Genomic DNA, 20,442 nt, shown 5'->3' on the forward strand with positions numbered 1-20,442 from the left:
TCCGATTAGGCGGCACAGCTTTCTTGCAAGCTGCCAGATATGTTTGCATGCGGGGCAAACTAGGATCACCCCACGGGGGTGATCTTCTCTAGGTGTGCACCGATCTATCGGTTTATTGGAAATAATCGAATCATATTTTCAATCGTGATTATTAAACACAAACTGTATGGTTCGTGAACGCACCCCCGTCGGGTGCGTCTACAAATCAATAAAAACAATCATCATCCTAATTTTTGATATTCATTATTCACCTTTTAATAACTACTATTCTTACGCAGTCGATGGGTTAAAAAACCACCGCTAAGATTAATTATCCCATTACATGGCATCCATAAATGGGATTTGACATTAGATTGAAAAGGATTGATAGGACTGAGCTCCTTACACCAAAATACTTATATAAAAAATGAAAGGTCAGCAAATATAGCTAACCTTCCATTGATATTGTCTATTCAGAGATACTGTGTGTGAACGGGTATTATTTTTTATACTTCTTAGATTCCCCTATAACTTCCCCTTTATGATATTTATTTATAATGTAAACTGGTAATTGTAATGTGGTTTCATACCACTCACCTTCTCTTAAACCATCTTCCATTTTACCTTTAAGTAAAATATCTCCGGATTTAGCCTGAAGGACATAAGGACCATTTTCAAGATTATTTTTATAAGTGGTTTTTACTTTTACTTCATCAGTATTATACCATTCTATATATTTCCCATTCAAATTACCGTTTTTATACACTGCTTCAAAGGCCTTACTTCCATTTTCATGATAAACAGTCATTTTACCGTGAAAATAGCCATCTTTCTGATTAGCCTCAGTTAAAAGGCTACCATCTTCGCTATATTCTTTATACTTTCCTTGATCTTTACCATCAACAGTTTCTGATAAAATAATGCCTCCGCTATCTGCATTAACCTGTATAATTCCATTGAACTTTTGCCCATTAAGGTAAAAGTGATCATTAATAAGTTCTAGATCATCTATACTTCTAATTTCTTTGTTTTTTGTGTTAAAAGAATTGCAGCTGACAAAACATAAAAAAGTAAGAAGAATGATCAGAATATAATTGTATTTATTCATAGTTATAACTTTGTTGAACTTTCAAAGCGTCAAGTTGATACATTATTTGCAAATCCTGATTGCTTTCAATATAAGGTAAAATTGTTGCTTGAGATCTTTTAATAAATACAGTCTCTGTTTTTAACTTGAGTTACTTGATTTATATACTTGCCCAACAAGTGATCTTTGCACCATATTTGAAGAGGACATGAGACCAGCACTACTTTTAACATGTGGGGGAATATAAGAGTCTTCTACCTGACCTTACTCCAGAAGTACTTCCCTGCGATTAAATCCATAAATGAGCTTGGACGATTGATAACTTCACTTATACCTGATAGTTAATGCAATCTACAGAGGAAGTTAGCACAGCTACAAGCTTGTATCAACTATGGTATAGCACCCATCGAAAATTTCAATGAAGAATAAAATGGAAACACCTTAAAAGGAGTGTTCTTTTTTGTATAATTGACAAACTAAATGTCCTCATTCAACTTTAAAACCATTAAACTGTGAACCCATTACCCTCTTTTTTGACTTACTTGAAAAACTCCTTCAATGTTATTCTTGACTCATTAAAAAGCTTTCTGGAGTTATTCGACTTTGTCTTCACTATTTTTGAGTTTTTCTACGCTATTTTTAAAGTCATTCTGGAAGTCTTCTCTATTTTTGGCGATTAATATACTACTCCACCTCATACTCAACCACTTGATCCACAACAAACATCCGAGAGCTTTCTCCGTCTTTTAAACGATAGCTGATTTGCTTGATCGTTCCTGTGAGCTTCCCTTGATTGTAAATGGGAAAACGCTGCACCAAACGGTTTTCTACCACAGCAAACTCATCGTGCCCCTCATACCCTTCGTTGACTTTCATATTCTGCTTAGTCGGCTCAAAATAGACACTGCTCATTGACTGACCATTATTTACTGAAAAAGCATATACCATTGCCTCCTCATTGGGCCCTTTTGCTACCGTAAAAACGAGTAACTCAGGAGATCCATCCGAATTTAAGTCCTCAACCTCAGCGGCAACCACCTCTTGATTTTCAATGGCCATCGTTTCTTGAAAGGAGTTGGGCAATCCAGCTGTCATAATCTCTAACTGCTGCACCCCTTCCTTTGATAAGGACTTAACATTAAAATCAACTCCCTGTAAGTTTAAATGCTTACTGAATTGTGTTTGATCAATCTGAGTACTATCAATAGGCTCTTGAAGCTTTGTGTACTGACCACCTATCGTTCCTCCTCCTGAACAGTAAAACTGTAGAATCTCTTCATCCCCTTTCTCTTTGGCATCGATAGTCAGCTGCTCTTTTGTGAAATGAAAGAGAATTGTTTTATCATTTACTCTTGCTTCATATAGACTATCCTCAATAGGAAAAATAGGGGCATCAAATGTACAGGTAGGCTTTTTTCGATCTGCTCTGGAACGTACTGAAACCTTCAAAGATGTACTATCTTTTTGCATCACACGAACTGCAACCCAATCATACCCTGCCTGCCGCTTGTCATAATCAGCAGAGACGTAATACCCTATAATACCATGATCTTCTGTTCCTTTAACAGCCTGTGTTTCTTGACTATGCTTTGGATCTGTAGTACACCCATAACCTAATAGCAAAAGACTATACAGCAATCCAAAAATTTTTACAAGTCGCATAATTTCATTGTTTAATATCCTCCACTTATAAATTTAATTAAGTCATTTTGATCTATGGATTTTACTATACAATCAATTTACCTGTTTATTGGTGCCAAGAACTATAAATCTAGTGGTCTAAACGCTAAGTTTTCTGATGGAAATAAAGGGACTGCATTCAAATGGATAAAGGAGGAAAGAAGAAGGATAAAGGTATAGGAGTCTCTGGATAATAATCCTTCTTCCTTGATCCTTCAATTGTTTGAAAGTAGCTCTCAGTTATAAGTTTACTTAGCAATCAGTCCACTAGTATGATTATCCTATTTCGACGATGGCATTCTGCCCCTTTAAATGCTGCAGATTATCTTCTATCCTAAACTCAGAGTCATGAAAATTTTCTTTTCTCTCTTTGGCCTGTTGTTGACGGATGATACTTCTAGCAAACCTCCGAACACTTGTTTCCGTATTCAAAATCAGTCCGGGTACTTTTGTACTTTTACCATCCTCCCCTTTTGCGACCATCGTAAAGTAAGAAGAGTTGCAATGCTTGATCACTCCCGTTTTGATATTCTCTGATTCCACTCTCAGTCCTACCACCATAGAGGTTCTTCCTGTGTAATTGATCGAGGCCTTCAATCGAAGTAAGTCTCCTACTTCAATCGGATTTAAAAAATCCACCTTATTTACGGATGCAGTAACACAATAATGCCCAGAATGCTTAGAAGCACAGGCAAAAGCTGCCTGATCCATTAAACTCAATATGTAACCTCCGTGGATAAAGCCGCTAAAATTGGAATGAGAAGGCAACATTAATTGGGTCATTTCTAATTGAGAATCTTCAATCTTTTTAAATTCCATTCTATGTTTTGTTTAGTTTAATGTTTCAGTCAAATATAACAACTTCAGACAATGCATCTGTCATAACTTGACTACAAACCTATTATACATACCCAAACAAAAAAGGGAAGTAACCTTTCGGCTACTTCCCTTTTCTATATATCAGTATAACTAATTTCTTAGAACTGCGCTACTTCGTCCGCTGTAAAACCAAATACTTCTTGTAGTAAAGTGTTTACTGCTTGTAGATCTTCTGTCGTTGCATCTGCTGGTACATCACCAAGCAATGTTGCCAACTGATCCATTTCTTCTGTAGAAATCTTTCTATCGATATTATAAAGGAATGCATCTGCAAATGCTTTTGCCTCTGACCAGTGGTGGTAGAATGCACCCATATCCTCCGCTGCGATATCTGCAATAGAAGCATTCACATAATGGATTGTCGTTGCTGCAATTACCTTTTCCCAGTTCTCTTTGATGATTGCAATCTGACGATCTCTTTCCTCATAGTCCTTATCGTTGATCGCTTGTCTACCTGCGATAAATGCATTGAAGATTGGCGTGCTGAAGTCCATCACGTCTTTTCTACCATTGGCATATTTTGCCCAGAACCATACTGTTCCTTCAGTAGACTCGTTCAAGAAATCAGTAGGAGCACCGAAGTAACCAAATGCCTCATCCCAGTGGTGTTGCATGGCCGTACCTTTTCCTTCTTCTACCGTCTCATTATCAACATCCATTTTCTCCTCACCCAAGTAAACCGTTACTGCCTGATAGTATAATACTGAGCCCATCAAGCCTTTTTCTACGATTTGTGCTGGCTCAACACCCTCTGCATTATATAGACGACCACCAATCACATATTGCTCATCGCCACTGATTGCTTCCACGATATCGAACTGCTCTTCGATCGCTGCAACTGCTCCAGGGAATGTTTTACTTTTCAGGTCTTTAGATGACCCGAATAGCTCACCAGAAGTATTTTCATAAATAGAAGAAAGCTGATCTGCTGTTACGTTAATCAACGTTCCTGCCTTAATCGTTTTAGATAGAGAGTCCAACATCTGGATTCTAGCTGTCTGTCCAGAATAAGAAACATTCTCAAAATCATAGGTTGTTTTAACCGTATCCATCTCCTCTCCATTACATGAGTATAGTGAAACTGCTAGTAGTGCAATGGATGCGCGCTTGATGATAGAGTTGAAGTTCATTTATCTGTTTATTATTAAGTTTATTTAGATTGATTTCAAATAGCGATTCAAAGGTATAGGCTATATAGAATTAATCCAAATAAAAAGTTCCATTTTTATAAAAAAAATTATGAATGCAAAAATAACTGGCCTTAAGAAGGGTTAAGCATGATGTTCGTCATACCCTATCTATGACTATCATCATAAAAAGGTGACACTTATCACACAGATATAATTCAGCTTGTTTATTTTTGCATCCATCAATAGTTCAATTATATCATGCAATATTTAAAAACAATCGGTGACGCTTATACAGGTTACTGGAACTACTTAGTCTACGAAATCACACATCCACAGGTCCATAATTACTTTTATTGGCTGCTGGGTTTGTCCGTATTGGTTTGGGGATTAGAAGTAGTCATTCCTTGGAGAAAATACCAAAAGCCAATACGAAGAGATTTTTGGTTAGATGGTTTCTATATGTTTTTCAACTTTTTCCTTTTTTCCTTGATTGGATATAACGCCCTCTCCAATGTAGGGGTTGAACTCTTCAATCAACTCCTTGGGCAATTGGGAATAGAAAATCTTGTCGCCTTAGAGGTGCAAGCCCTGCCTTCCTGGGTACAACTATTCGTGATGTTTTTGATTGCTGACTTTATACAATGGAATACTCACCGCTTATTGCATCGAGTACCTTGGCTATGGGAATTTCATAAGTTACATCACTCCGTAAAAGAAATGGGCTTTGCGGCACACCTTCGCTTCCATTGGATGGAAACCATCGTCTATAAAACCATACAGTATATTCCATTAGCCATGATTGGTTTCGGAATACAGGACTTCTTTATCGTACATATCATTACCGTACTGATAGGCCATTTAAATCACGCCAATCTCAACTGGAGCTATGGTCCATTGAAATATATCCTGAATAACCCTAAGATGCATATCTGGCATCATGCCAAGGAAATGCCTGAAACCCACCCCTACGGTATCAACTTCGGGATTTCATTAAGCATATGGGACTATTTGTTTGGTACTGCGGTAATTCCCAAAGATGGAAAAGACATTGAGCTTGGGTTTGAAGAGGATGAAACTTACCCGGAAGATTTTATGGGACAAATGGCAGAACCATTTAAAAAGTAGTTCATGAAAAAACCCATCGGAAGCTCCGGTGGGTTTTCTTATTTACGGAATTAGTACAGTCCAAAGAGGACTATCACAAAGGTTATGGATTTTTTTAAAGACTTAGGATGTCATACATTCCAAATAGTTATCATGACTGTTGTATTAATTAAATTGCCATCACACAATCGATTAATACCTTCCTGATGCTTACAAATAAAGGAATTTCAGTTTATATATTTTTATTTATATATTTGATTTAATATATAAATATATTTTATAATTATTCTATTCGAATGGCTCTCAAGAAGCTGTATGAATTTCCTATATTTTTTATACTAGTATATAATTGTATTGTTCCTCTTTCATCGTGCTTAGCCTCCTTGGTAAGACGGCTCTACAGATAACAATCAATAATAACTAGTGACCTGGCTCACAATTATGGCGTAACCCTCTTTTCATATACCCGTTTACCCAAATAAGAACTACTCTACCAAATCAACACCACACATGCAATACAACTACAAAGGACTAAACCAAGAAACTGTTCTGCTACATCGCCAGCAATTTGGGAGTAACAAACTACAGCAAATTGAGACGGAAAGCTTTTGGAAGAAGCTTCTAGACAACTTTCGGGATCCCATTATCATTATTCTTTGTGTCGCACTGATCTTAATCCTGACCCTTTCCTTCTTTGGGCTAACCGAATGGTTTGAAGCGCTGGCAATTGCCACCGCTGTAGCCCTAGCGGTATTGGTCTCCACTTTTTCAGAATACAAAAACGAAAGTTCCTTTCAAGCGTTACAGCAAGAAGCTTCCCAAATCGCCGTAAACGTATTTCGGGATGGGCATATTCAAAATATTAACATAGAAGAAGTCGTCAAGGGAGATTATATATTACTCCAATCTGGAGCAATGATTCCTGCAGAAGGAATATTAATCGACGGTTTCCTTAAGGTCAACCAAGCTTCCCTTAATGGCGAATCGGAAGGAGTATCCAAAAAAAGCACTTCGGCAGATTACACGCCCAAGGAACAAGACTTCAATGACCCTCACTACCTCTACCGAGGCGCTACCATTGATGACGGAGAAGGGATTATGCTGGTGGATGCCGTAGGTATGAATACCTTTTACGGGCAACTTACCCGTGAACTAGGAATGAAAGAAGAGCGTCTCTCTCCCCTACAACTGAAACTCGAAAAGCTCGCCCACCTGATCAGTAAACTAGGATATATAGGGGCTATCGTCATTGCCTTTTCCTTTATGTTTAAGAAGAGTGTCATAGCCCAAGAGTTCGATCCTGAGCTAATCGCTACTTACTTCTCGGACTGGACTATGGTACTGACAGATGGGATGCATGCCATTGTTCTAGCCATTATTATTATTGTCGCAGCGGTACCGGAAGGATTGCCGATGATGATTGCTCTGGTCCTTTCCCTCAATATGCGTAAGATGCTCAAAGAAAAAGTCCTAGTGCGCAAGCTACTGGGGATAGAGACCGCCGGAAGCCTAACACTACTATTCTCCGATAAAACGGGGACATTGACCAAAGGGCAAATGGAAGCCCAATACTTTATTACCCACGACACCCATACCTATGAAGGGTATGAGCAAATTCCTGATCCTTTACGCTTATTAGCCAAAACAGCTATTCTGGAAAATAGCTACACCGTAATTTCGGAAGAAGGAGAAACTATCGGAGGAAATACTTCTGAGCGAGCACTCGCAGGTTTTATTACCAAAGAAGAAAGGATAGCATATAAAACACATACAGTGGTCCAACAAATCCGTTTTAATAGTAGTCGAAAATTCTCCGCTACCGAAGCAACCGCTGCTGAAGCCTTTCCCAAACTTTTTGGGCAGGAACAGGTCACCTTTCTAAAAGGCGCCACAGAGATTCTTCTTGCGGAATGTCAATATACCTTTAATGAGCAAGGAGAAGTCATTCCTCTAGAAAGTAAAGATATCCTGCTCGCTAAAACCGATGAACTTGCCGACAAAGGTATCCGGTTGATTGCACTTGCTGTCAGTAAAGCTTCTATCGATACTAATGAGCAACTGCCTAATGAACTCATTCTAATAGGTGTAATCGGTATCCGTGATGATCTAAGGAAAGAATCTGCTACAGCTGTACAACAAGCTTTAGATGCCGGAATACATGTCGTGATGATCACCGGAGACCGAAAGGGAACCGCTCAAGCCATCGCTAAAGAAATCGGACTAATTAACAGTCCCAAAGATATTGTCTTGAACTCTTCCGATCTACAACAACTTTCTGATGAGGAACTTGAGAAGATGCTTCCCAACCTAAAGGTCGTTGCCAGGGCTCTCCCTACCGACAAGAGTAGGCTAGTACGTATTGCCAAGAAAATAGGCGATGTAGCAGGAATGACCGGAGATGGTGTCAACGACTCCCCTGCCCTCAAGCATGCTGATGTGGGCTTTGCCATGGGCAGCGGCTCAGAAGTAGCAAAAGAAGCCGGAGATATTGTTATTCTGGACGATAACTTTCAGTCCATTACCAATGCCGTGCGGTATGGACGTACCATTTATAAATCCATCCAGAAGTTTATTGTCTTTCAGCTTACTGTCAATGTTGCTGCCGTACTCACCATTTTCCTAAGTCAGTTCTTTGGTATTGATGCTCCCTTGACGATCATACAGATCTTATGGATCAATATCATTATGGATACCCTAGCGGCCATGGCCTTTGGCAGTGAGCCAGCCTTGAAGCGTTATATGCAGGAAAAGCCCATTGATCGGGAAGCTTCTATCTTATCCAGAGATATGAAACAGACGATTTTTACAGGAGGACTTTACATCGTTATCGTTTCCTTACTTTTCCTAAACCTCGACTTCTTCAAAGAGCTATTTCAGCGTGAAAGCAATACAAGCTCCACAGTCTTTATGACCGCCTTTTTCAATGTATTTGTTTTCCTTATTATTTTCAATGCCTTCAATATACGTACCCACAAGCTCAATCTACTAGAGAACATTGGCAAGAACCGTATGTTTCTGATGATTATGGGATTAATCATTATCCTTCAGGTAACCTTTACTTATATAGGAGGAAGCATCCTGCGTACCACTCCTTTGATGCCCTCAGAATGGGGTATGATTTTTTTGATTGCCGGAAGTATTATTCCTGTCGATTTAATTAAAAAGGTAATAGGTAATAGGTAATAGGAAGCTATTACATATATGGATGAGTAACAATAACTATCAGGGCCTATTCATAAAAGTTATTTTCTATTCTAATGATAAAATGTAGGCCCTTTCGTGACACACAATGCCGTCAACTTAATGGAATAGTAGACACTGGTCTTTGCGAGGACGCAAAGACCAAAACATAATGGGAGCATCTCGCACGACATGTAATGCTCCCGTTTGAGCGTGGACGCTCAAATAATGTTTAAAGTCCTAGCGAGGACGCTAGGACTAGTAGTTAGAACTAATAACACCCTCATTGGTTCGTGGGCCCTCGCGTGACGCAAGGGCCCACATTCACATCCTTTATCCTTTAATAATCAACCCTTTACACCTTAACATAAGTTAAATTTATATTTTTTATAATTTTTATAAATAAAAACTTATGAATCAATTTTAACACCTTTGCCTTAATAGTTAGGGTGTGTCCCTATGTAACCAACACCAATTTCAACTTATAACGTTAGATGTTATGCATTCTAAAAACAATACGATGTACCAACTAAATGATACACGGATTGCTACTGCGGGAGGACCGGAAACCCCTCCTTATGCTACTAAAAAAACAAACACAAACGAACAATTACTCGGACGTAGCTTAATGGGTATGATATGGGGGATATTTTTCCTTAGTGTACTCGGATTAGTCTATACCCTTACCTTCCATAACAGTCAAGGATGGGATCTCTTCCGCCTTATCCGTATCAACCCTTTTACCCTGATGATGTGGAGTGGCATCACCTTCTTCAGCGGGCTCGTACACCGATATGCTCTGAAGTATATGACAGGGTTTCGCTACTACACTTCTTTCATGCTGAAATGTAGCGCCTTCACCTTTTCAGTAATGCTCTTCGTTGCTTCCCAAAACATTGTATTAATGGGGATTTCCTGGATGTTGATGGGGGGAATCATGTCCAGATTGATCGGAAGTGTAAAACATTGGGAAGAAGGTAAGCAAGCTTCCATCTTAAGCTTAAAATACTTCTCCGGAAGTAGTATTCTTCTGGCGTTAGGTCTTCTATTGCTTTGGGAAGAAACACGCACGACTTACCTCCCTGATTTACTGGCACTAGCGGAACAAGACCTTTCGCTACTCACCCTTGGGGCCACTACCTTAATTGTCATTGCAGGCTTGATACAATCCGCCTTATTTCCTTTCCACAAATGGTTGATCTCCGCCATGACGGCCCCTACACCATCTTCGGCATTGATGCACGCAGGCTTTGTCAATGCAGCGGGAATTCTCTTTACCTTATTTGCTCCCTTGATCGTCAAGGCTGGTTTTCTACCCTTCTTGTTTATGTTTGGGGCTATAGGTGCTATTCTGGCGCAATTCTGGAAACTGATCCAAAGTAGTGTCAAGCAAAAGCTAGCCTGCTCCACTGTAGCCCAAATGAGTTTTATGGTGGCACAATGTGGACTAGGCTTTTTTAATGCCGCTATTGCTCACCTACTCCTTCACGGGTGCTATAAAGCCTACTTGTTTTTCTCTGCAGGCTCAGAGATCGAAAGAACACAGCCATTTGACAAAAAGCCTATTGTATTCCGCTGGCTACACCTCCCCGTTCTTTTATTATCCGGTATAATTGGAGGGGTTTTATTTGCCTTGATCACTGGCAAAGGTACAGCATTGGATAGCGGACTATTCCTCACTTTTATCGTCGCCCTTACTGTAACACAAACAACACAATATATCCTGAACGAGAAGAATGTCAACTTTACCTACAAGCTGATAGCCTTACCTGTTTTGGTTATTCCAGCTATTATCCTGTATGCATTAATGTATAATGGGGTAACCACATTGATGGGAGATATGCCTTTGGTAAACCAACCTGTGGCCCTTGAACTGCAGCACTATCTTATTGCAGGCGTATACCTGCTCGGATTTTTAAGTATGCAATTCAGATGGTATCTGCACTTTCCGAGATTATACGTCTTGTTTTTAAATATGTCGCAACCTGCATCTCTTACTGTTACCGCTTTTAAAAAATCCAGATCATGATTGAGAACAAAATAAAAACCAGTATTGCCAAGGCATCCGCTTTAACAGCTAAAGCATGGCCCCTGTATTCTTTTGTCACCTCCAATCCACTTTCTGGGTACGAAAACCTACCCTTTGATGAGGCAGTAAAAGAAGCAAAAACACTTTTGGGTGGCAATGGCTACCCTTCTCCTCACTTCTATCAGCAAGCCTGGGATAAAGGATATATTGACCGTAACCTCATCAAAGAAGAGCTGGCCACTCAGATGATGTTCCAGAGTCCAGAATACTATCTGGAAGAAATGCTTAACTGGAAAGAAAATATACAGACGAACCCTTATCATGAAGTGGACCGACTGATGGTCAAATGGCTATCGGTATTTATGGATGAGGGATTAGGAGAGTGGACTATTCCAGGAAAAGAGAAAGGGTTTTACGGTGCTTGGAAAGCCTTAGCTCCCTACGATCATGAGCTTAAAAATGACCACAGCTTGAAGAAGCTTCCAGAAGATAGTCTGACAGCGATTCAAACCATGCTGGAAGGATATCCTACAGATAGCTATACTGATATTTTTAAGTTCCATATGGCTTGCCTTCCCGGATGGACAGGGTATATCAAGTACCGAATGGAATCGGCCTCCGAATGGCAACAACGCTATCCGATCACACTCGCTGATTACCTGGCGGTAAGATTGATTATAGCGAAACAAATGGGATATGCCTTACTACCTAGCTTCAAAAAGGCAGAGGATGAGCACAAGATTTCCCTACAAAAGGTTTGGTTAACTGCTTGGGAAAAAACATGGCAACAAACCTTAGGAACTGCCTTGAAAAAAGCGGTTAAGGAGAGTGGTAAAAATGCAAGGGAAATTCTCCCTGTCGATGTACAAATGGTATTCTGTATCGATACTCGCTCAGAGCCTATTCGAAGACATATTGAAGAGAAAGGAAATTATGAAACCTTTGGGTATGCCGGATTCTTTGGCATTCCTATGGATTATGAAACCTTTGAGTCTACTCAAAGTCGCCTTTCTTGTCCTCCTATTCTAGAGTCTACCTACAAGGTCAAGGAAACTCCCAAAAGTCCTGATGCAAAAGCCTTAACAAACTATCGTAAGTATACCCGAAGAAAAGCTTCTCGCAAGAAACTTTTCAAAAGTATGAAGAATATCCTTCCAGCTGCTTTTGGCTTTGTAGAAGGAGCAGGTGTATACTATGGATGGTCTCTATTGGCAAAGACCTTCTTCTCCAAGAATCTATACGTAAAAAACCAAAAAACAACACCTGCTTATGAGGCGAACTGCCGTCCTGTACTTACTTATAAGAACAAAGAAGGTATGATAGGACAAGAGATCTCTCTTGCCGAGAAAGCCGCTTTGGTTAAAGGAGGTTTTGAGTTAATGGGATGGAAGCATTTTGCTCCCTTAGTAGCCTTTGTAGGGCATGGAAGTCATACCAGCAACAACCCTTTTGGCTCCAGTCTCGACTGTGGTGCTTGTGCTGCCAGTCCCGGAAGGCATAATGCCCGTACCTTAGCTTACCTTTCCAATGAACCTGAAGTAAGGGCTGTATTGTCAGAAGAATATGGCATCGAAATCCCTGCCAACACCTTCTTCGTAGGAGGAGAGCACAATACCACTACAGATGCCATCACGCTCTTTGATGAGGAGGTACCTGCCTCTCATCAGCCATTGCTTCAGCAGCTTAAGAATGACCTGCAAAAAGCACAGGCTACGGCTACAGCAGAACGTATGCGCAATACTCCGGAGCAAAGCATACAGCAAGTACTGCAAAAAGCCAATGACTGGTCAGAGACCAGACCTGAATGGGGACTCGCCAACAATGCCGGTTTCATTGTCGCTCCTCGTGAACTAACAGAGCATATGCATCTGGATGGTCGTTGTTTTATGCACTCTTATGACTGGCAAAGAGACCCTGAAGGCAAGGCCTTAACAGCCATCATGAATGGACCAATGGTCGTTACACAATGGATCAATAACCATTATTACTTCGCTACCGTTGACAACGACGTATTCGGAGGAGGAACCAAGGTCATCCATAATGTAACGGGTAAATTTGGGGTAGTACAAGGAAATAATGGTGACCTAAAAATTGGCCTTCCATTACAGTCTATAATGAAGTCAGATGACGAAATGTACCACCAGCCCCTAAGGTTAACGGTATGCATTCAGGCACCAAGGGAACGAGTGATCAAGATTATCAATGAGAGTGAAGCCCTGCAACGTTTATTGCACAACCAATGGATTCACTTGATGGTCATGGACCCTACTGCTGAAAATAAGCTATTCCCTTATAGCAAAGAGGTTGAATGGGCGAATGTGTCGGCTATTACCGTACGAGCAAAATCTTAACCTTTTTGTTCATGATGTTGAATTAGGCTTCGCCCGTTCATGGTGTTTAGTTGAAGTATTTAATTGAGCTTCGCTCATTGATTTAAGTGATATATTAGAGTTTATCACGGTTAATCGTCTATGAGTAAAAAAGCCTACTGAACTACTTGTCAAGTGTATTAATTTTCAATGAAGCAACTTGCCACTAAAGTTTAATATTTCAACTAAACACCATGAACGGGCAAAGCCCAATTCAACATCATGAACAAAACTTTTGATGGTAGTTGTTTGTTTATTTCTTTTGGATCTACTAAAAAATAAACTTTACTACCAACTATGGAATTTATTTCAACCCTCAAAGGGGTATTTAAAGCGGAAGTTATTGCCAATTTCTTAGAAAAAATACAGAACTGGGTGATCACTGATCTTCCCGTAATTGTATTAATGACGATCGGTATATTCATTGCTTTACGCTTTATCAACTTTTTTGTAGAACGTCTAAAAGGCGTATTTCTAAAAAACACTTATAAGCAACATAGTACTGCAGAAGCAGAAGAATCCGAAAAACGGATCAATACACTTACCAATATTATTCATGGTGTCATCAAAATCATCTTGGTTTCTACCTACCTTATGATGATGCTTCAACGTTTTGGCGTAGATATTACCCCTATTCTTACCAGTGCGGGTATTGTAGGACTTGCTGTAGGTTTCGGTGCTAAAGAACTGGTTAGGGACATGATCTCCGGATTCTTTATCCTACTCGAAAACCAAGTCCGAACAGGGGATGTGGCCATCATTAATGGAACAGGTGGATTAGTGGAAAAAATTGAGCTTAGAACGATCACTATGCGTGATTTCTCAGGAGTAGTTCATGTCTTCCAGAATGGTAAAATCAATACATTGGCCAATATGACCAAAGACTGGTCTGCTATGGTTTTTGATATTGGTGTTGCCTATAAAGAAGATGTCTCTCAGGTGATGGAAATTATGCGAGAGATTGGGGAAGAGCTTAGAAACGATACTGAATTTGGCCCCAAGATTCTGGAGCCTATCGAGATCTTTGGCTTGGATAAGTTTGCCGATAGTGCGCTGGTGATCAAAGCTCGCCTTAAAACTAAACCTATCATGCAATGGGAAGTAGGTAGAGAGTATCGTAAGCGCCTTAAAGTAGCCTTTGATGAGCATAATATTGAGATTCCTTTCCCACATACTACTGTATATTGGGGAGAGAAAACTTCTCCGCTGGAGCTACAGATTAATCAAGCACGACAGGAAGTTACTTCTTAATTTCCTGTTATACCTACAGCTGTTTGTGATGTTTAGTTCTCGGGGTTACTTTTACACAGGGCGATGCCCTGTGCTATCTTTATCCTTTATCCTTTATCCTTTATCCTTTATCCTTTATCCTTTATCCTTTATCCTTTATCCTTTATCCTCAAGATAAAAAAAATCAAACAACCCATGAAGTATTACCAAGAAACGATCATTCGCAACACCTCCTTCTCAGATGCCATTGAAAAAGTCACAGAAGCACTAAAGACAGAAGGCTTTGGTGTACTCACCACAATTGACATGCAAGCCACTATGAAGAAAAAACTGGAAAAGGATATTCCCCCTTATACCATTCTTGGAGCTTGTAACCCTTCCTTTGCATTCGAAGCATTACAGGAAGAAAATAAAATTGGCACCATGCTTCCTTGTAATGTAATTGTGCAAGAAGTCGATGGTGGTATTGAAGTAGCTGCGGTCGATCCTGCAGCATCGATGATGTCCATTGAAAATCCAAAACTAGAGCATATTGCCGGAGAAGTAAGGGAAAAGCTTAAAAGGGTTATTGCTCAACTATAACGGTTATCGGTAATGACCGGAATCATTCTTCATCACAAGAAAATATCCATACCTTTATAGTATTACTTTTAGGCTTAACATTTAGTTATGAAAATATTACTACCACTTCTATTATTCTTTACTTCTATCGTATCTTTTTCACAAACAACACAACAAGCTAGTTCTGGTAAGATTGAACGCATAGAACACTTCCCCTCTCATTTGGTTACTCCCAGAAATATTGATGTATGGCTTCCAGAACACTATGATGGCAAAAAGAAGTTTTCTGTACTCTATATGCATGACGGGCAGATGTTGTATGACTCTAGCACCACATGGAATGGGCAAGCCTGGGACGTAGATGATATAGGTGCTAAATTAATGAAAGAAGGAAAGGTTAAGGATTTTATTGTCGTAGGGATATGGAATCCTGGTCCCCAACTTAGACATCAAAATTACTTTCCGGAAAAGCCTTATGAACACCTTTCCGAGGTGGAAAGAGATAGTGTATTAAGTCAATTGAAGCAAGCAGGAAGGACTCAGGAAAACGAATTTGAACCTATCTCCGATCGCTACCTGAAGTTTATCGTTACAGAACTTAAACCTTTGATTGACCAAACGTATGCCGTTCACACAGACAAAAAGCATACATTTATTGCAGGAAGCAGTATGGGAGGACTGATATCCATGTATGCCTTCTGTGAATACCCTTCTGTGTTTGGAGGAGCTGCATGCTTATCTACCCACTGGATTGGTACCTTTACAGATAAAAACAATCCTATTCCCAAAGCCTTTCAAGATTATCTAAAAGAGAACCTCCCTCCTGCACAAAACAGAAAAATCTATTTTGATTGTGGAGATGAAACATTGGACAGGTTCTATCCTCCAATCCAAAAAGAAGTTGACAAGATCATGCGCTCGCATGGATATGATAAAAAAACTTGGATGACACGTTATTATCCGGGGAAGAATCATAGTGAGGAAGCATGGAAAGAGCGACTGCATGTCCCTCTAATTTTCTTACTAGGAAAGTAGTTTTTGTTCATGATGTTTAGTTGAGCTTCGCTCGTTCATAATGTTTAGTTGTTTGGTTTATCGGAAAGATAACAACTAAACATTATGAACGTAGTTACGCAGTAACTACAATTAAACATCATGAACAAAACCTTAACTAAAGCGGTTGACCAGGTATACCCCTGACAAGATCATCAGCATACATCCCATATGCCACACCGAAAAAGCCTCATTGTCCAAATATCCCCATGCCAAAGCAACAATAGGAATCAGGAAAGTAACTGTACTCACAAACACCACTGGGGCAATCTTAATCAAGTAATTGAATATCAACACAGCAAAACCCGTTCCCACACATCCTAAGATCATCAGGTAGACCAAGGAGGATACTCCTTCTGGATGTGTCCCAACCTTGCTAAAAAAACCTGAGAACAATAGAACAAAAAACATCGGAATACCTATCGTAGACATAATCCCTACCGATACCCTCACGGAAGGCATCTCTGACAGGTATTTTTTGATATAATGTCCATTGATCGCATATAAGACGGTCGCTAAAATCACCAGCAAAGCATACTCATTAAAGCTGCCTATATTCCCATTAGCATTAATAAAGGAGATCAGCAGTGTACCCGCCAATGCAATCATCAACCCATACAGTTGCTTCCATTGAAATTTATACTGGAAAAATAATACGCCCAATACAAAGGTGAATAGAGGTGTCATTGCATTCAAAATGCCCGTCACAGAGCTTTCCAAACCTGTTACCGCTACCGCAAATAACAATGCCGGAAAAAGATTGCCTATCAATCCTGCCACGACAATATGCTTCCATGTTTTCAAAGGAATCTGTCTTAGTTCCTTCATGCCAATCAGGATAATTCCTGTAAAGCCAAAAAATACTCTTCCAGTACCTACCTCCAGGGGAGTAAAGGCTAGCAGACTCTTTTTTATCAGAATAAAAGAGCTCCCCCAGATCAAAGACAACAAAAGCAGTAATAATACTGCCTGCACTTTATTCGTGATGACTGGCTTTTTGGATGGCGCCAATGTTTTCATAGTCTAAATAATTGTTGATTCAGTGATAATAGTGGCAAGGTATCAAAAAAAACATGAATCATCCCATATTAACAAATGGCTTAGCTTTCTGAGAATTCATCACTTTACAGTTATCTCACAAGCCCTTTATGAGCTTCTTCATTTTTTCCTTGATGAAAAAACGAAGCAAAAAAATCAAGGCTTTGAAGAATTTGCCTAATTTCTAATCGCAAAAGCTAAAAATTCCAAACTCGCTGCGCTCAAACAATGGAATTTTCTTAACGCTTTTGCGATTAGAAATTTTAACGGCAATTCTTCAAGGCCGTTTTTAAGTATATAAAGGCACTTTTTAAAGAAAAAAATATGAGTCACCCCTTAAATGTTAATATGGGGTGACTCATGTTTCATCTATTAGCAACTATATGTTCCAGAAATTAAACTCCAGTATAGTTATATGGCGTGATTTGCTTCAACTCAGCTTTGATATCATCAGAAACTTCAAGAGTCTCAATAAACTCCTGAATCGACTGCTCTGTGATTGCTTCGTTCTTTCTAGTCAACCCTTTCAATGCCTCGTATGGCTGAGGGTATCCCTCTCTTCTTAGGATCGTTTGGATTGCCTCGGCAGTTACTGCCCAGTTATCTTCCAAATCGCTCTTCAATTGTGCTTCAGAAAGCTCCAATTTGTTCAAGCCTTTCAACAATGACTGCAATGCGATCACTACGTGTCCCATTGGCACTCCTACGTTTCTCAATACCGTAGAATCTGTCAAATCTCTTTGTAGACGAGAGATTGGCAATTTGAACGACAAGTGTTCAAAGATAGCGTTCGCAATACCCAAGTTACCTTCTGCGTTCTCAAAGTCGATTGGGTTGACTTTATGTGGCATTGCGGAAGATCCTACCTCGTTCTTGTTGATCTTCTGCTTGAAGTACTTCATAGAAACGTATTGCCAGATATCTCTGGACATATCGATCAAAATCGTGTTGATACGCTTGTAAGCATCAAACATTGCCGCCAGATTATCATAGTTCTCGATCTGAGTTGTATACTGAGAACGCTTCAATCCTAGCGTATTATCTACAAAGTCGTTACCGAAGGCTACCCAGTCGTTCTGAGGATAAGCCACCTTGTGTGCGTTGAAGTTACCTGTTGCTCCACCAAATTTCGCAGAGTAAGGAACGGCTTTCAATTGCTTGATTTGCTCCTGAAGACGATAAACAAATACTTTCATCTCCTTACCGATACGTGTAGGAGAAGCTGGCTGTCCGTGTGTCAAAGCCAACATAGGAATGTTTGCCCACTCCTCTGCCAAAGTATCAATCTTGTTCACTACCTCCTCAATCATTGGGAACATTACTTCCTCATTACCCATTTTCAGAGACAATGGAATAGACGTGTTGTTTACGTCCTGAGAAGTCAATCCGAAGTGGATAAACTCTTTATACTCACTGATATTAAAGTTGTCGAACTTTTCTTTGATAAAGTATTCCACAGACTTCACATCGTGGTTTGTCACTTTCTCAAACGCTTTCACTTTCATCGCATCCTCTTCTGAGAAGTTCTCATATACCTCTCTTAGGGATGGATACAACGACTTATCGAAGTTTTCAAGCTGTGGAAGTGGCAATTCACACAGTGCAATAAAATACTCTATCTCTACCCAAACACGGTAGCGGATCAAAGCAAATTCTGAATAATACGCAGCTAGATCAGAAGTTTTGCTTCTGTATCTGCCGTCAATTGGTGAGATCGCAGTTAGATCGTTCAACAACATAACCAATAATTGATTTAAGTTCTTTTAATTAAAAAAGGCCTGAATGCCTCAGGCCTTTGCGCTGCAAAAATAAGTATTTTTTATTTACTGCCTAAAAGAAGTCCGTTTCAATCTTAGGGTATTTTTCCTGAAAGGCTCTAATACTGTCTTCTGGCACCTTAGAATCTCTGAAATAAAGTACCGTCAATGAAGGCATTGCGCCAGCTGCTGCTACAGAAGTCACCTTAGAATCGGTAAAGATTAAAATACTCAAAGAAGGTAACTTTGACAGAGGAGTAATGTCCTGTACCCTTGTAGAGGAAAACGTAAGTTCTTTTAAGGTTTTATGACTAGCCAGAGGCGATAAGTCTGTTACTCCTGTAAACGAAATAAATAGATGTTCCAGATGAGTAAGATCTTCCAAAGGAGACAAATCTGTAATCCCTTTACAACTATTCATACTCAGGTATTGAAGTTTTTTAAGGCGACTCAAGGCTGAAATATCCTCTGCTGGAATCTTTTGCATTTGCAATTGCTCTAGATTCTTAAGCTTCTTCAACGGAGAAAGGTCCTCCACTTTAGTATAGGAGATCTTAAGCGTACGTAAATCCCTCATCTTTCGGATAAAGCTGATATCTTTTAAGTTGGTATCATCCAAAGAAAGTACCTCCAGATCATCAAATAGGGCGATAGACTCCCAATCATTAAACTGCTTATTCTCAAATAAATCAATCTCTTTCAGGTTCTCCAATTCCTCCAAGACTGCGATCGACTTTACGGAAGTACCCGAAAGAAACAATCGCTCTAAAGAAGTCACTGTTGCCAAAGCTGAAATATCCGAAATAGGGCAATAAGCCAGATTAAGCTTCTTCAATCGCTTTAGAGACTGCAGAGGAGTCAGGTCTTTAATCATTGCATAAGAGCAATCTACTTCTTCCAGATAAGGTAAAGCCTTCAATGGCTCCAGAGAGTGGATATTGCGGTTTTCTCCAAAGTCATCAATCCCTGCACAGTTGATCGTCTTTAGGGCTCCAATTTGCTGAAGGCCATCCGCAGAGATGCCCATGCCCATAAACCCTATCTCATTTCTGAAAACATCTTTCCATTCTTTGCTCAAACCACTCCACCAATCCATCGACACTCCGTCTTTTGCAGAAAGTGTCCAAGGCAACAAAGAAAAGGCAAACAGTAATAAAATATTCTTGTATCTCATTTTTTAATTGTTAGTATTTTCGTTGGTACAGGAACAACTATTAATCATTGGCTAGTATTCACCATTACTAGACAAATATTAAGCCCTTTACCCCTAAAATATATAAAAAGGGAAAAATTGCCTATTATTAGTCCTATTTTCCTTAACCCCTATACTTAGAAAATATTGCTCCTTTCACAGGAAATTAGACAA

General features: G+C 39.7%; 15 protein-coding genes. 8 read left to right on the forward strand and 7 right to left on the reverse strand.

Annotation, left to right across the window (positions count from 1 at the left end):
* Positions 1-478 precede the first annotated feature (478 nt).
* Together ABD985_RS02475 and ABD985_RS02480 are read right to left on the reverse strand one after the other, a co-directional pair.
* A complete protein-coding gene (locus tag ABD985_RS02475; RefSeq protein ID WP_345368912.1) occupies positions 479-1,087 on the reverse strand; it encodes a toxin-antitoxin system YwqK family antitoxin in 609 nt (202 codons plus the stop codon).
* Between the two features lie 663 nt (positions 1,088-1,750).
* Entirely contained in the window at positions 1,751-2,728 is a 978-nt protein-coding gene (locus ABD985_RS02480; protein ID WP_345368914.1) for a hypothetical protein, read from the reverse strand.
* Positions 2,729-2,782: 54 nt separating this feature from the next.
* Between ABD985_RS02480 and ABD985_RS02485 the strand changes: the two genes are divergently transcribed.
* Positions 2,783-2,926 (forward strand): hypothetical protein, encoded by a 144-nt coding sequence (locus tag ABD985_RS02485; RefSeq protein ID WP_345368916.1) that lies wholly within the window; start codon positions 2,783-2,785, stop codon positions 2,924-2,926.
* 96 nt (positions 2,927-3,022) lie between these two features.
* On the opposite strand, the gene ABD985_RS02490 is transcribed toward ABD985_RS02485, so the two are convergent.
* Together ABD985_RS02490 and ABD985_RS02495 are read right to left on the reverse strand one after the other, a co-directional pair.
* Complete coding sequence (locus tag ABD985_RS02490) at positions 3,023-3,565, reverse strand: acyl-CoA thioesterase (RefSeq protein WP_345368917.1); 543 nt, start codon at positions 3,563-3,565, stop codon at positions 3,023-3,025.
* Positions 3,566-3,723: 158 nt separating this feature from the next.
* Positions 3,724-4,755, reverse strand: a complete 1,032-nt coding sequence (locus tag ABD985_RS02495) for a DUF4856 domain-containing protein (protein WP_345368918.1) — start codon at positions 4,753-4,755, stop codon at positions 3,724-3,726.
* Positions 4,756-5,010: 255 nt separating this feature from the next.
* Between ABD985_RS02495 and ABD985_RS02500 the strand changes: the two genes are divergently transcribed.
* From ABD985_RS02500 to ABD985_RS02530, 7 genes are all read left to right on the forward strand, one after another.
* Positions 5,011-5,880, forward strand: a complete 870-nt coding sequence (locus ABD985_RS02500; RefSeq protein WP_345369027.1) for a sterol desaturase family protein — start codon at positions 5,011-5,013, stop codon at positions 5,878-5,880.
* A gap of 489 nt (positions 5,881-6,369) precedes the next feature.
* The gene (locus ABD985_RS02505; protein WP_345368919.1) at positions 6,370-9,042 is read left to right on the forward strand and encodes a calcium-translocating P-type ATPase, PMCA-type; all 2,673 of its coding nucleotides are present in this window, start codon (positions 6,370-6,372) and stop codon (positions 9,040-9,042) included.
* Positions 9,043-9,538: 496 nt separating this feature from the next.
* Positions 9,539-11,068: a proton-conducting transporter transmembrane domain-containing protein gene (locus ABD985_RS02510; protein ID WP_345368920.1), complete on the forward strand. Its 1,530-nt coding sequence runs from the start codon at positions 9,539-9,541 to the stop codon at positions 11,066-11,068.
* Positions 11,065-13,419 (forward strand): DUF2309 domain-containing protein, encoded by a 2,355-nt coding sequence (locus ABD985_RS02515; RefSeq protein WP_345368922.1) that lies wholly within the window; start codon positions 11,065-11,067, stop codon positions 13,417-13,419. The genes ABD985_RS02510 and ABD985_RS02515 overlap by 4 nt, the downstream gene beginning before the upstream one ends.
* A gap of 315 nt (positions 13,420-13,734) precedes the next feature.
* The gene (locus ABD985_RS02520) at positions 13,735-14,688 is read left to right on the forward strand and encodes a mechanosensitive ion channel family protein (protein ID WP_345368924.1); all 954 of its coding nucleotides are present in this window, start codon (positions 13,735-13,737) and stop codon (positions 14,686-14,688) included.
* A 174-nt stretch (positions 14,689-14,862) separates the two neighbouring features.
* Entirely contained in the window at positions 14,863-15,249 is a 387-nt protein-coding gene (locus ABD985_RS02525) for a DUF302 domain-containing protein (protein ID WP_345368926.1), read from the forward strand.
* A gap of 87 nt (positions 15,250-15,336) precedes the next feature.
* A complete protein-coding gene (locus ABD985_RS02530) occupies positions 15,337-16,263 on the forward strand; it encodes an alpha/beta hydrolase (protein WP_345368928.1) in 927 nt (308 codons plus the stop codon).
* Between the two features lie 132 nt (positions 16,264-16,395).
* Here the strand turns inward: ABD985_RS02530 and ABD985_RS02535 are convergent, their stop codons facing one another.
* The 3 genes from ABD985_RS02535 to ABD985_RS02545 all read right to left on the reverse strand — a co-directional run bounded on the left by ABD985_RS02535 (position 16,396) and on the right by ABD985_RS02545 (position 20,250).
* A complete protein-coding gene (locus ABD985_RS02535) occupies positions 16,396-17,301 on the reverse strand; it encodes a DMT family transporter (protein ID WP_345368930.1) in 906 nt (301 codons plus the stop codon).
* A 413-nt stretch (positions 17,302-17,714) separates the two neighbouring features.
* Positions 17,715-19,058, reverse strand: coding sequence for an adenylosuccinate lyase (gene purB / locus ABD985_RS02540; RefSeq protein WP_345368932.1), 1,344 nt, complete (start codon positions 19,056-19,058; stop codon positions 17,715-17,717).
* A 91-nt stretch (positions 19,059-19,149) separates the two neighbouring features.
* Positions 19,150-20,250, reverse strand: a complete 1,101-nt coding sequence (locus ABD985_RS02545; protein WP_345368933.1) for a leucine-rich repeat domain-containing protein — start codon at positions 20,248-20,250, stop codon at positions 19,150-19,152.
* Positions 20,251-20,442: the final 192 nt, after the last annotated feature.

The sequence above is a fragment of the Algivirga pacifica genome (genome assembly GCF_039543525.1).
GTDB lineage: Bacteria > Bacteroidota > Bacteroidia > Cytophagales > Flammeovirgaceae > Algivirga > Algivirga pacifica.

What these genes read in the sequence shown, in the direction of transcription:
- ABD985_RS02475 (WP_345368912.1), bottom strand. Translation starts at nt 1,087, where the DNA reads ATGAATAAATACAATTATATTCTGATCATTCTTCTTACTTTTTTATGT.
- ABD985_RS02480 (WP_345368914.1), bottom strand. Translation starts at nt 2,728, where the DNA reads ATGCGACTTGTAAAAATTTTTGGATTGCTGTATAGTCTTTTGCTATTA.
- ABD985_RS02485 (WP_345368916.1), top strand. Translation starts at nt 2,783, where the DNA reads ATGGATTTTACTATACAATCAATTTACCTGTTTATTGGTGCCAAGAAC.
- ABD985_RS02490 (WP_345368917.1), bottom strand. Translation starts at nt 3,565, where the DNA reads ATGGAATTTAAAAAGATTGAAGATTCTCAATTAGAAATGACCCAATTA.
- ABD985_RS02495 (WP_345368918.1), bottom strand. Translation starts at nt 4,755, where the DNA reads ATGAACTTCAACTCTATCATCAAGCGCGCATCCATTGCACTACTAGCA.
- ABD985_RS02505 (WP_345368919.1), top strand. Translation starts at nt 6,370, where the DNA reads ATGCAATACAACTACAAAGGACTAAACCAAGAAACTGTTCTGCTACAT.
- ABD985_RS02510 (WP_345368920.1), top strand. Translation starts at nt 9,539, where the DNA reads ATGCATTCTAAAAACAATACGATGTACCAACTAAATGATACACGGATT.
- ABD985_RS02515 (WP_345368922.1), top strand. Translation starts at nt 11,065, where the DNA reads ATGATTGAGAACAAAATAAAAACCAGTATTGCCAAGGCATCCGCTTTA.
- ABD985_RS02520 (WP_345368924.1), top strand. Translation starts at nt 13,735, where the DNA reads ATGGAATTTATTTCAACCCTCAAAGGGGTATTTAAAGCGGAAGTTATT.
- ABD985_RS02525 (WP_345368926.1), top strand. Translation starts at nt 14,863, where the DNA reads ATGAAGTATTACCAAGAAACGATCATTCGCAACACCTCCTTCTCAGAT.
- ABD985_RS02530 (WP_345368928.1), top strand. Translation starts at nt 15,337, where the DNA reads ATGAAAATATTACTACCACTTCTATTATTCTTTACTTCTATCGTATCT.
- ABD985_RS02535 (WP_345368930.1), bottom strand. Translation starts at nt 17,301, where the DNA reads ATGAAAACATTGGCGCCATCCAAAAAGCCAGTCATCACGAATAAAGTG.
- purB (WP_345368932.1), bottom strand. Translation starts at nt 19,058, where the DNA reads ATGTTGTTGAACGATCTAACTGCGATCTCACCAATTGACGGCAGATAC.
- ABD985_RS02545 (WP_345368933.1), bottom strand. Translation starts at nt 20,250, where the DNA reads ATGAGATACAAGAATATTTTATTACTGTTTGCCTTTTCTTTGTTGCCT.